This is a genomic window from Lactobacillus mulieris, assembly GCF_007095465.1.
GTDB lineage: Bacteria > Bacillota > Bacilli > Lactobacillales > Lactobacillaceae > Lactobacillus > Lactobacillus mulieris.
Genome location: NZ_SDGL01000003.1, coordinates 148,394 through 161,543, shown reverse-complemented (window position 1 = coordinate 161,543; position 13,150 = coordinate 148,394). Strand labels below are relative to the sequence as shown.

At 34.9% G+C, this 13,150-nt stretch carries 10 protein-coding genes; 7 read left to right on the top strand and 3 right to left on the bottom strand.

Translation table 11 applies throughout. From position 1 onward, the window contains the following. Positions 1-630: 630 nt before the first annotated feature. The 3 genes from ETI37_RS02155 to rpsD form a co-directional block, all read right to left on the bottom strand. Entirely contained in the window at positions 631-1,929 is a 1,299-nt protein-coding gene (locus ETI37_RS02155; RefSeq protein WP_006586533.1) for a replication-associated recombination protein A, read from the bottom strand. Then, the gene (locus tag ETI37_RS02150; RefSeq protein ID WP_006586534.1) at positions 1,926-2,393 is read right to left on the bottom strand and encodes a YueI family protein; all 468 of its coding nucleotides are present in this window, start codon (positions 2,391-2,393) and stop codon (positions 1,926-1,928) included. The genes ETI37_RS02155 and ETI37_RS02150 overlap by 4 nt, the downstream gene beginning before the upstream one ends. A gap of 81 nt (positions 2,394-2,474) precedes the next feature. Then, positions 2,475-3,086, bottom strand: coding sequence for a 30S ribosomal protein S4 (rpsD, locus tag ETI37_RS02145; protein WP_006584510.1), 612 nt, complete (start codon positions 3,084-3,086; stop codon positions 2,475-2,477). Between the two features lie 293 nt (positions 3,087-3,379). Between rpsD and ezrA the strand changes: the two genes are divergently transcribed. From ezrA to ETI37_RS02110, 7 genes are all read left to right on the top strand, one after another. Next, positions 3,380-5,113 (top strand): septation ring formation regulator EzrA, encoded by a 1,734-nt coding sequence (gene ezrA / locus ETI37_RS02140; RefSeq protein WP_006586536.1) that lies wholly within the window; start codon positions 3,380-3,382, stop codon positions 5,111-5,113. A gap of 86 nt (positions 5,114-5,199) precedes the next feature. Next, complete coding sequence (locus ETI37_RS02135) at positions 5,200-6,354, top strand: cysteine desulfurase family protein (RefSeq protein WP_006586537.1); 1,155 nt, start codon at positions 5,200-5,202, stop codon at positions 6,352-6,354. A 9-nt stretch (positions 6,355-6,363) separates the two neighbouring features. Further along, a complete protein-coding gene (gene thiI, locus ETI37_RS02130) occupies positions 6,364-7,578 on the top strand; it encodes a tRNA uracil 4-sulfurtransferase ThiI (RefSeq protein ID WP_143458379.1) in 1,215 nt (404 codons plus the stop codon). Beyond that, positions 7,578-8,282: a pseudouridine synthase gene (locus tag ETI37_RS02125; RefSeq protein ID WP_006586539.1), complete on the top strand. Its 705-nt coding sequence runs from the start codon at positions 7,578-7,580 to the stop codon at positions 8,280-8,282. The genes thiI and ETI37_RS02125 overlap by 1 nt, the downstream gene beginning before the upstream one ends. A 271-nt stretch (positions 8,283-8,553) precedes the next feature. Then, on the top strand, positions 8,554-11,193 hold the full coding sequence (locus tag ETI37_RS02120) for a valine--tRNA ligase (protein WP_006587181.1): 2,640 nt from the start codon (positions 8,554-8,556) through the stop codon (positions 11,191-11,193). 1 nt (position 11,194) lies between these two features. Beyond that, positions 11,195-12,451: a bifunctional folylpolyglutamate synthase/dihydrofolate synthase gene (locus tag ETI37_RS02115; protein ID WP_006586541.1), complete on the top strand. Its 1,257-nt coding sequence runs from the start codon at positions 11,195-11,197 to the stop codon at positions 12,449-12,451. Continuing rightward, positions 12,441-13,121, top strand: coding sequence for an HAD family hydrolase (locus ETI37_RS02110; protein WP_006586542.1), 681 nt, complete (start codon positions 12,441-12,443; stop codon positions 13,119-13,121). Before ETI37_RS02115 ends, ETI37_RS02110 begins: the two co-directional genes overlap by 11 nt. The last annotated feature ends 29 nt before the right edge of the window (positions 13,122-13,150 follow it).

Below are 13,150 nucleotides of genomic sequence, written 5' to 3'. Positions count from 1 at the left end.
AGGAACTCCTTTTTCTAATGTTTTAAGAAATAAATTTAAGGAATTATTCATCCTTACACAAACTATTTTACAGTCTCTAAAATTACTAAGCAAGTCAATGAGATAGTAAGTAAATTTAATAAAACATTGTTTAGAAAGAGAAAAAATATTCCAAACAGGGTAATTAATCCTAAACTGAGGCTAGTAACTGTCATGCAGAAAGAATAATTTTTTTGTGAGCTATCAAATATCAAAAAATTAGTGTTTCTTTTAGACCATAAAAGAATATGCAAGAAAGAAAACTATTAGTAAAAAGATTAGAACAGCTATTTTAATAATCATAAACTATCATCCTATCAAAAAAGCGGCTCCAAAGGAACCGCCGTTAAAATCTAAAAAAATCCGAGTTGACTGTCGAACTGTAAAGACGCTTGTTGATCCCGCTAATAGCAAGTATATATGGTCTGTATCGCAGTGAATATGGATCCTGCTCAATGGCAGTTTTCCGATTCAGTAGTTATTTACAGACCTCCACGTCGTAGGTTTGATCGGTCAACTTTGTACTTTAATTCTATCAACTCGAATCACTTATTATAATAGCAGAATTTATAATAAAGTCAAGTAATGTACTCGCTTTCAACACTTGATATATCAGTGATTATCCAATCCATTTTCTTGCATTTGTTTTAGACGTTGATATTGATTTTTGAGTGCTAATTCAATTTTTGAGTTACCCTTTGGTCTAAAATAACTATCATGAATTAATGAGCTGGGTAAGTATTGCTGAGCAACCCAATCATTTGCATAGTCATGAGGATAGAGGTAGTTATTTCCATGTCCTAACTTTTTAGCACCTGAATAATGACTATCTTTCAAATGATTAGGAATAGAGGACACTTTCTGGGTGCGAATGACATCTAATGCTGAATCAATTGCGCTAATTCCGCTGTTACTTTTTGGAGAGAGTGATAATTCAATTACAGCGTTACTCAAAGGAATTCTAGCTTCAGGTAGGCCAATTTGTTGAGCAGTCCATACAGCAAGTGCTGCGTGTTGACAAGCAGCAGGATTTGCTAAACCAATATCTTCATAGGCAATGACTAATAAACGTCTGCAAATTGAGATTAAATCGCCACTCTCTATCAACCTAGCTAAGTAATGTAAAGCAGCATCGGTATCAGAACCACGGATTGATTTTTGAAAGGCAGATACTAAATCGTAATGGCCATCTCCATTTGCATCAAAATTTTGACTTTTAACTTGGATAGAATCAGCCATGATTTCCTGGGTAATTATTAGCTGTTGATCCTTATTTCTGCCTTTTTCAGCATATGTTGATAAGACTGCCAATTCTAGGGCATTTAGTGTAGCGCGTAAATCACCATTACCTTTTTCAATTAATAGCTGTTCAGCATCCTTTTGTAATTGAACATGGTATTTCCCTAATCCTCGTTCTTCATCGTTTAAAGCGCGGTGAATCGCTTTTTGGGCATCTGTGGCAGAAAGAGGATGTAGTTCAAAAATTTGGCACCTTGAGCGAATAGCCGGTGAAATTGAAATATAGGGATTTTCAGTTGTAGCACCTATTAATACGATTTGACCAGATTCTAAAAGTGGAAGAAGAAAATCTTGCTTTGTTTTATCCAGACGATGAATTTCGTCCAATAGCAAAATCACAGTTCCACTCATTTTTGCCTCTAGAGCAACTTGTTGCAAATCTTTTTTGGTATCAGTAGCAGCATTTAACATTCTAAAGGCATATTTAGTTGAACCTGCAATAGCTGAAGCGATACTTGTTTTTCCAATACCCGGTGGTCCATAAAGAATCATTGAGGATAATAATTTGGCTTCAACCATACGGCGAATAATTTTCCCTGGACCTACAAGGTGACTTTGACCAACAACCTCAGTTAAGTCTTGGGGTCTCATTCGATAGGCAAGTGGCTTCATTCAGTATCACCTCTATGAAATAGCTTATGCCAAAAACTTTCTTTTTTCGGCTGGTTTAATTGCTCTTTAGGAAATTCAGGTGGATATACTTGTTTAATTGCAATCCTATCTTTGTTTATTGCTGATTTAGCCACAACTAAAATCGCAGCTGAATCTGGATTGGTTTGTGCGTTTTCATCTGAAATAAGGGTAAACGGAATATTTTCTTTTGCGCATGAAGCTTCTATTTGATCAATTGCTTCATTTTGATCCATTTTCCCATTTATTAAAATTTGATAATCTTTATATTCATTAATATGGTTTAAGAAAATCTGACGACTTGTTGGATTTTCTAAATCGGTGATTGTCATTTTTAAATAAACACGTTCACGCAAACTTCCTAAATACCGTCGGCGTTCATCTGGTTTAGTCTGTAATGGACCGTGAGATGATTGCTCTAGGCGTTCATTCAAATTTTCTGACATATAACCAACCTCCTGTTAGAGAAAAAGAAAAAGCCTTTCCACACAATAGTAGGAAAGACTTTTTCCAAAAGCAACCAAAAATTAAAGAAGTTTGTTGTAGTATTCAACAACGAGGGCTTCGTTGATTTCTGGTTCCATTTCATCACGTTCTGGTAAGCGAACTAAGCTACCAGTTAATTTGTTTTCATCAAATGAAACAAATGATGGACGACTTACAACTGCTTCTAAAGCATCTTTAACTTGTTGTAAGTTCTTTGACTTTTCCTTCAAGCTGATTTCTTGACCAACTTTTACTTCGTATGAAGGAATGTCAACACGCTTGCCATCAACTAAAATGTGACCGTGGTTTACCAATTGACGAGCTTGTTCTCTAGTAGTTGCAAGACCTAAACGGTAAACGATGTTGTCCAAACGACGTTCAAGCAATACCATAAAGTTAGTACCGTGTTCACCTTGACGAATCTTACCAGCACGGTTGAACAAGTTTCTAAATTGACGTTCGTTTAAACCGAACATCCAACGAAGCTTTTGCTTTTCGTGTAATTGCATACCATATTCTGAAAGACGACCACGGTTGTTAGGACCATGTTCACCTGGTGCGTAATTACGACGAGCTAATTCCTTACCAGTACCTGAAAGTGAAATACCTAAACGTCTTGAACGTTTCCAACTTGGGCCAGTGTATCTTGACATAAAAAATCCTCCATTAAATAAATAAAAAATATTGATGGAGTAAAATATCTGAAATAAGCTCTGCATTCGTTCATCTGCAGTTGAATTTTCGCTCATTGCAGCACGAGTTACTAATTCACTAAAACGTCCACAGATGTTGACGAGCTTGCCAACTTATCGCTGCAAATATTTTACACGAAGACCATTATAGAGATTTTTAAACTTTTTTGCAAGGAATAGCATTAAAAACTATCTTTTATGAATGAAAAAATCAAGTTGTCTGTTATAATTAATGGTAGTTTTGGAGGAAAATTATGTCGTCAATACAATCACTCATTATAATTAGTATTGTCGTTTTGTTGATTGCCACAACTGGAAGTATGTTGATGCTCAATCGCCGACAAAGTAAAATTTTATCTTTTTTTGAACAAGATTTGAACGATTTAGAAGATCTTGGCATTTCTGCTGATATTAAAAATCTTGCTCAAATGGAATTAGCTGGTGAAAGCCTAAAAACGTTTAATAGTTGGAAAAAAGTTTATGAAAAGGCTAATGATAAGATAATTCCAGATTTACATGAAAGAATCGAACAGTGCCAAGAAATAAATACTCACTATAACTTATTAAGAGCAAGAAAAGAGATTAAGGCAATTGATTCTGCAATTGATTCAGTATCGGAAGATTTAAACAAAACTAAAGAAGTTTTTCGACAATTGTTAGAGTCTAATCGGGCTAATAAGTTGCAATATGATTCTTTAATTAAGATTTATCGGGATATTAGAAAAGAAGTACTTGCAGCTTCATTTTATTATGGTCCTGCTTTGGAAAAAATTGAAGATGAACTTAGTGAATTAGAAAGACATTTCAATAATGCTAAGAACTTGTCTGCTCAAGGTGATTATGTTGAAGGCAAGCGTGTTCTTGAAAAAATCGACAAACGTTTAGCTCATTTAAAAGACTTATTACCGCGAATTAAGAAAGCCCAGAATGCTATTCAAGATGTCTATCCTGAACAACTAGATGAACTTACCAGTGCTTATCGGAAAATGAGAGTTGATAAGTTAGCAGTTTCTGAAATTGATTTCTTAGAAGAAGTCAAAAAATTACAAACACTATTAGAAAAATCACGGGATTTGGAAGCACGGTTAGAGATTAATGAATTAGAATCTAATAATGCTCAATTAGCTAAAAAGATAGATGGCTTATATGACGTTATTACGAAAGAATATTCAGCTCGGCCATTTGTCGAGCAAAATCAAGATAAGATATTACGATTATTATCACATTTAGAAAACGGCTCGAATCAATTAATTGATAAACTTGAGCACATTGATCAAAGTTATGAATTAACACATGGTGAACTTCAAGAAGCTAAGGACTTATCAAAAGAAGTCTCTCAAATGGAAGAAAAATATAATCACGATGTACAAGCTTTGGCAGATGGAAAAGGTGTATATTCAGAAATTAAAGAGCGCTGGTTAAAACAACTTGAACGAATTAGTAAGATTGAAAAGCGTGAAAAAGAGCTAGTAGATGAAGTAGATGGACTTTACGAAGCTGAAAAGATGGCTAATGAATCTATTGCCGGCTTTAAGCAAGATGTTGCATTAATCTATCGACGCCTGCAAAGAAGAAACTTACCTGGAAAACCAGATAGTTTTATTCAGATGTACACTTTGGTTGTTAATGAAATTTCTCATACTAGTCAAGAATTGAACCAGGTTAGAATTAATATGGAAAAGATTTCTGAAGAAATGATTCAGATATCAGATGATGTTGATCGCTTAAAAAAAGAGGCCGATCAAATTATCAATTATGCAGCTTTGGTTGAATTGACAGTTCAATATTCTAATAAATATCGAACTAATCCAAAAGTAGCTAAGGCAAGAAGAACTACGATGGATTTATATAGTAGAGCTTACAATTATAAAGATGCTTTGGACACCATTGCAACTGCTATGGAACAAGTTGAACCTGGAAGTTATCAAAGAATTGAAAGTGCATATTATTCACAACTGAGTGCATCTGATGATGAGCAAGACGATTAAATTGCTCATTTAGCAATTTTAAGCTAAAATCAAATAGTTAGACAAACGACCAAAATTTTGGTCGTTTTTTCGAGGAGATTATTATTGTGATTTATTTTGATAATAGTGCAACTACAAGAATTTTCCCTGCTGCTTTGGAAACTTACAATAAGGTAAGTGAAGATATCTGGGGGAATCCTTCAAGCTTACATAAATTAGGAGATCGGGCTCATCAACTTTTAGAAGCATCACGTAAGCAGATTGCAGGCTTGTTAGATGTAAAGCCTAATGAAATCTTTTTTACTAGTTGTGGCTCAGAATCTAATAATTTAGCTATTAAAGAATCAGCTTTTACTAAGAAAGAATTCGGTAAACATATTATAACTACCAGTGTTGAACATGCTTCTGTTGCCAATACTTTTACTGCCCTTGAAAATATGGGGTATAGGGTAACACGACTTCCTGTTGATAGTGAAGGGCGAATTAATATCAATGATTTGAGGAATAGTCTTGATAGCGATACAACCTTGGTATCAATTATGGGTGTAAATAATGAAATAGGTACTATTCAGCCTATAATTGAAGCAGGTGAGTTGTTAGAAAATTACCCTAATATTCATTTTCACGTCGACAATGTTCAAGCTTTTGGAAAAAATATTTGGAAGCAGGTATTTTGTCCAAGAGTTGATTTAATGAGTTTGTCAGCTCATAAATATCATGCTCCAAGAGGAGTTGGTATCCTTTATAAAAAAGCTGGTAAAATGCTACTTCCATTAATTGATGGTGGAGGCCAGGAAAAGGGATTGCGGTCTGGCACTGAAAATCTTCCTGCAATTGCAGCTACTGCCAAGGCAATGCGCTTGGTTAGTGAAAAAGAGGCAGAAAATTATGAACGTGAGTATGCTGTTAAAGAAAAAATTTATAATTATCTTGCTGATAAGCCAGGAATTACAATTTTTTCACCTTTAAAATCTAATTTTGCACCCCATGTTTTAACTTTTTCATTGCTAGGAATTCGAGGAGAAACTTTAGTTCACACTTTAGAGCAAAAAGGAATTTATGTATCTACTACAAGTGCTTGTGCTTCGAAAGTTAGCGATGAAGCAAGTACTTTGGCAAGTATGAAAGTTGATGAAAAAGTTGCAACTAGTTCAATTAGATTGAGTTTTGACGCAAGTAATACCTTGCAAGAAGCAGATAAATTTATTAAGGTATTTGATGAAATTTATCGTCATTTTGCTAAAGTTAATCATTTAGGATAGGAGTAAATAATGCAATATACTGAAGTTATGGTTCGTTATGGCGAATTATCAACTAAAGGCAAGAATAGAAAGGATTTTATTGGTCGTTTGGCCGGTAACGTAGAAAAAGTTCTTGCGGATTTAGAAAATGTAAAAATTTATCCCAAACATGATCGAATGCATATTGTCTTGAATGGCGCTTCATTGGAAGAAGTTGATCGCCGCTTAAAGAAAGTATTTGGTATCCAAACTTATTCACCAGTTATAAGAACTGAGAAAACCCTTGAAGCAATCAAAAAGACTGCCCTTGAAATAATGCAGGCAGTTTATAAATCTGGGATGACTTTTAAGGTAAATACTAAAAGAGCGGATCATCGTTTTGAATATGACACCAATCAACTTAACTTAATGGTAGGAGATTATTTATTTGATAACTTACCAAATCCTAAGGTTGAAATGAAACATCCTGATGTTGTATTGCGTTTAGAAGTTCGTCAGGATGCTGTTTATATATCTAATCAATTATTACATGGACCAGGTGGAATGCCAGTAGGTACAGCTGGTAAGGCAGTAATGATGCTTAGTGGGGGAATTGATTCGCCTGTTGCATCATATCTTGCTTTAAAGCGTGGCGTTGATATTGAAATGGTACACTTTTTCAGCCCACCATACACTAGCGATAAAGCCTTAGCAAAAGCTAAAGAATTGACAGGTATTTTAGCAAATTACTGTGGAAAAATTACTTTTATTGCGGTTCCTTTTGCTGAAATTCAAGAAACAATTAAAGAAAAGCTGCCAGAAGGGTATTTGATGACAATTCAACGACGCTTTATGTTGCGTTTAGCTGATATGATTCGAGAAAAGCGCAAAGGGTTAGCAATTTTTAATGGTGAATCAGTTGGACAAGTTGCGTCACAAACTCTAGAATCTATGGCAGCAATAAATAATGTAACAACAACTCCTGTAATTCGTCCTGTTGCAACGATGGATAAGACAGAAATCATTCGTTTGGCAGAAGAAATTGGAACTTTTGATCTTTCAGTAATGCCTTTTGAAGATTGTTGTACTATTTTTGCCCCACCACGTCCAAAAACTAAACCTAAGATTGAAAAAGCAATCGAATATGAAAAACGTTTAGATGTTGAAGGGCTTTTGCAAAGAGCAATGGAAGGTATTGAAATTAGCACAATTAAGCCTAATGAAAAGTTTATTGATGATCAAACAGCAGATCAGGATTTACTTTAATGCGAATTGATAAGTATTTAGCGAATATGAAAGTTGGATCTCGAAAAGAGGTTCATGATTTAATTAAGGCAAAAAAAGTTACTGTAAATGGTCAACTGGTTAAGCAGGCAAAACAACAAGTTGCTGATACAGATATAGTTAAAGTAGCTGATGAAACTATAGCTTATGAACAATTTCATTATTTTATGTTAAATAAGCCAGCGGGAGTAATTACCGCAACCGAGGACCCACAACAAAAGACTGTACTTGATTTAATCGAGCATAAGGATCGCTATCAAGGGTTAAGCCCTGTAGGACGTCTAGATAAAGATACTACAGGGTTATTGTTGCTTACTAATGATGGTCAACTTAACCACAATTTACTTAGTCCCAAAAAACACGTTGCTAAGACTTATTTTGTTGAGTTAGATTATGAGGTATCTGATGAGTTGATTGTCAACTTTGCTAAGGGAGTCACTTTAGCTGATGGTACAAAAGTTAGTCCATCTCAATTAAAGATTGATAAAAGTAATAAAAAGCAAGGCTTTATTACAATTCATGAAGGAAAATTCCACCAAATTAAACGAATGTTTGGTTTGTTTGATTTAGGTGTAGTAAGGCTCAAACGAATAAGTATGGGAAATTTGAGCTTAGATGAAAATTTATTATTAGGGAAGTATCGGAAATTAACTAAAGCAGAGATATCTGCATTAAAAGATAGTTAGTAGTGAATTTTTATGTTATACTTTCTTTTATAAAACAGCATAGCCAAGAGGAGAATCTTCGTTTACAGAGAACAGCCATTAATTCTGAGAGGCCAGAGGATTTCGGGTAGCTTGGTCAGCTGGTAGATTGAAATTAAGTAAGTTTATCCGGATTAGCACCGTTATCGCTTAAAGAGAAGTATGGAAATTTTTTCTATACTTAATATAGGTGGTACCGCGGTCAGTTAATCGTCCTAGACTTTTGTCTAGGACTTTTTTTATGGAGGTAAAAATGACAAATTTAGCGCCAAAATACAACCCTAATGAGGTTGAAGAAGGTAGATATCAAACTTGGCTTGATGAAGATTTATTTAAGCCATCTGGTGATAAAAAAGCTCACCCATATTCTATTGTGATTCCGCCACCAAATGTAACAGGTAAGCTTCATTTGGGGCATGCTTGGGATACATCTATTCAAGATACTTTAATTCGACTCAAGCGGATGCAAGGCTATGATACGCTCTACTTGCCAGGAATGGATCATGCAGGAATTGCAATGCAAGCAAAGGTTGAAGCAAAATTGCGTAAGCAAGGCTTAGACCGTCATCAAATGGGTAGAGAAAAGTTTGTTAAGCAAGTTTGGGACTGGAAAGATGAATATGCAAATATTATCAAGTCTCAATGGGCAAAATTAGGTTTGTCACTTGATTACAGTCGTGAACGTTTCACTTTAGATAAGGGGCTTTCAAAGGCTGTAAGAAAAGTCTTCGTTCAACTTTACAATGAAGGCTTGATTTATCGCGGTCAATATATCATTAACTGGGATCCGAAACTTGAAACTGCTTTAAGTGATATTGAAGTTATTCACCAAGATGATAAGGGAGCCTTTTACCATGTTAAGTATCCATTTGCAGATGGTAGTGGTTTTGTAGAAATTGCAACCACTCGTCCAGAAACTATGTTTGGTGACGTTGCTGTTGCTGTTGCCCCTGGGGATGAAAGATACAAGGACATAGTTGGTAAAGAATTAATCTTGCCACTTGTTGGTCGTCACATTCCAATTATTGAAGATCAACATGTTGATCCAGAATTTGGTACTGGGTTGGTTAAAATTACACCAGCTCATGACCCTAATGACTTCTTAGTGGGTAACCGGCATGACCTTAAACGCATCAATGTTATGAATGCTAATGGTACCATGAATGAAGAATGTGGTAAGTATGCAGGAATGGACCGATTTGATTGCCGTGAAGCATTAGTTAAGGACTTGGAAAAAGAAGGCTACTTAATTAAAGTTGAACCAATCGTTCACTCAGTGGGTCACTCTGAAAGAAGTGGCGTTCAAGTTGAACCACGTCTTTCAACTCAATGGTTTGTTAAAATGAAGCCACTTGCTGAAAAAGCACTTGAAAATCAAAAGACTGCTGGCAAGATTGACTTCGTTCCAGAAAGATTTAGCCAAACTTTTGAACAATGGATGGAAAATGTTCATGACTGGGTAATTTCTCGTCAATTATGGTGGGGGCACCGAATTCCAGCTTGGTACAATAAAGAAACTGGCGAAATGTATGTTGGTGAAGAAGCTCCTAAAGATATTGAAAATTGGCGTCAAGATGAAGATGTGCTTGATACTTGGTTTAGTTCAGCTCTTTGGCCATTTTCAACTTTAGGTTGGCCTGATGAAAACGCAGCAGATTTCAAGCGTTACTTCCCAACTAATGCATTAGTAACTGGTTATGACATCATTTTCTTCTGGGTATCTAGAATGATTTTCCAAAGTTTGCACTTTACTAAGCAAAAGCCATTTGACCATGTTGTGCTTCACGGTTTAATTCGTGATGAACAAGGACGTAAGATGAGTAAGTCTTTGGGTAACGGGATTGACCCAATGGATGTAATTGATAAATATGGTGCTGATGCCTTGCGTTGGTTCTTGCTTAACGGAACAGCACCTGGTCAAGATACTCGTTTCAGCTACACTAAGATGGACTCAGCTTGGAACTTTATCAATAAAATCTGGAATGCTTCAAGATTCGTAATCATGAACTTACCTAGTGATGCTAAGCCTGCTCATATGCCGGATGTTGCCAAATTTGATTTGGCTGATAAGTGGATTTTCGACCGTTTGAACCACACTGTTAAAGAAGTAAACCGCTTATTTGATGAATTCCAATTTGGTGAAGCTGGCAGAGAAATGTACAACTTCATTTGGAATGACTTCTGTGATTGGTACATTGAAATCTCTAAGGTTGCCTTAAATGGTGATGACGAAGATTTAAAGGCTAGAAAGCAAGAAAACTTAATTTGGATTTTAGATCAAATTTTGCGTTTGATGCACCCAATTATGCCATTTGTAACTGAAAAGCTATGGTTATCAATGCCACATGAAGGCAAGAGTATCTCAGTTGCAAGTTATCCTGTAACTCATACTGAATTTGAAAACAATGATGCTGATAACCAAATGAACTTCATGATTGAAGTTATTAAGGCTGTAAGAAATATTCGAATGGAAGTTAATGCACCAATGTCAAGCTCAATTGATATTTTGATTCAACTTGATAAAGCAGAAGATAAGAAGATTTTAGAGGATAATGCAGAATACGTCCAAAACTTCTTACATCCTAAGAATATGGAAGTATCAACTCAAGTTTCAGCTCCAAAATTAGCTAAGACTGCCGTTATTCCAGGAGCTCAAATCTTCGTTCCATTGGCTGATATTGTTGATTTAGATGAAGAATTAGCTAAAATGGAAAAAGAAGCTAAGCGCCTCGAAGGCGAAGTTATGCGTGCAAGCAAGAAACTTTCAAATGAAGGATTTGTCAAGAATGCACCCGAAGCAGTAATTGCTAAGGAAAAGGAAAAACAAGCTGATTATGAAAGTCAACTTGAAGCTGTTAAAGCACGGATGCAAGAATTAAAAGAAAGTCGTTAATGTGAATAAATTTAATACTTTATCTGATTTTTTAAATTATCTCTATGCGTTACCACGTTTGCATAAAAAAAGTGATTTAAGTTATATTAAGCAGGTTTTGGCAGAAATGGATAATCCACAAGATAAGGTGAAGACAGTTCATGTTACAGGCACTAATGGTAAAGGTTCTACGTGCTATTACATTAGTAATTTACTAGAAAAGGCCGGTCAAAAGACTGGCCTTTTTGTCTCACCATATATTCGCGAATTTAATGAACGAATCCAATTAAATAGCCAAAATATTTCAATTGAAGATCTTTTAGTTGGGGCTAATTATATCTATCAAATTTTGCAAAAACTTAAAATTGAGTTAGTAACATTCGAGTATGAGGTCGCTTTAGCGTTTTGGTATTTTGCAAAAAAACGTTGTAATTATGCTGTAATTGAAGTAGGAATCGGCGCCCGTCATGATAAAACAAATGTCATAATTCCTGAAGTAAGTGTTATTACAACAGTTGGTTTGGATCATGAAAAGATTATTGGCCCCACGCTGCAAGATATTGCTTTTGAAAAAGCTGGAATAATAAAAGATAAGCGACCAGTAGTTTTAGGTAATGTACCTGAGAGTATACTTCCCATAATTCAAAAAGAAGCCCAAGTAAAATCAGCTCCAATGTACCAATTGAATAAAGATTTTTCGGTTATGAGTGCAGAAAATAAATTGCTAGTTCACACAAAGATGGGGATATATCAATTTGAATCACGTCCCCTAGTAGAAGGATTTGATATAGCAATAGCTTGTCAGGTCTTGAGCTTACTTAATTTATCAATTTTACCAACTGAAATTGAAAAAATAATTAATTTGACGAAAATTCCGGGGCGCTATCAGATAATTAAAACTAAACCAACAATAATTTTGGATGGAGCTCATAACATGCAAGCAATGAATAATTTGATTGATTTTGTTAATGCTGAGAAAAATAAAGGACAAATTTATGTTTTGATAACTATGATGAAAGATAAAGATTTGTCAGAGGTTTTTACTTTGTTTAATCACAATGAAAAAATAACTCTAACAACAATTGATTATCCACGGGCTGCTAAAAAAGCAGACTTTCCAGCTGAAGTTTTAGAAAAATATAAGTATAGAAAAAATGCCATCCAAGCATATATTGATTTAAAGAAAAATTTGAAAGAAAATGATACTCTTGTTGTAACTGGTTCATTTTATTTAGTTAGTCAGATTTTAAATTTTCAGGAGAAGATAGATGCAAGTTAAAGGATTAGTTGGTAATATTAAGGGTGTGATTTTTGACCTTGATGGATTATTAGTCAATTCAGAAAAATTATATTGGCAAGCTAATATTCAAGCAGCTCAAGAAGCAAAACTTGATATTCCAGAAGATTCATATCTAAAGTTGACAGGTGCAACGGCTAAAGATATGCAGAATTTTTATCATAAATATTTTGCTAGTGAAATAGAACGTGATGCATTTATTAAGCGAACAGATGACTTGGTTTGGCAATGGACAGATGAGGGAAAGTTAAAGTTACAAAAAGGTGTACAGGAAGCTCTAGATGAGTTTAAAAGCAGAGGCTTGCATCTTGCAATTGCATCAAGTAACTATAAAAGGGTAATTGAACACGCTATTACCAAAACGGGCATTAAATCATATTTTGATTTTTATTTATCATATGATGATGTTGAAAAATTTGAATTAGCCCCTAAGCCAGCTGGAGATATTTATGAATTAGCAGCAAAAGAATTAAAGTTGAATAAACAAGAGCTGATAATCTTTGAAGATTCATCAACTGGCATTGCTGCTAGTAAAGATGCTGGCATTCAGGGAATAATGATTCCAGACTTGAAAAGTCCTAGTTTAAAGGATAAGAAGAATGCTAGTTTAATCTGTACAAGCTTTTTGGATTTTTTAGAAAAAATCGCTTAAAATTTTGTATATAAGTAGTGGAAGGAGCG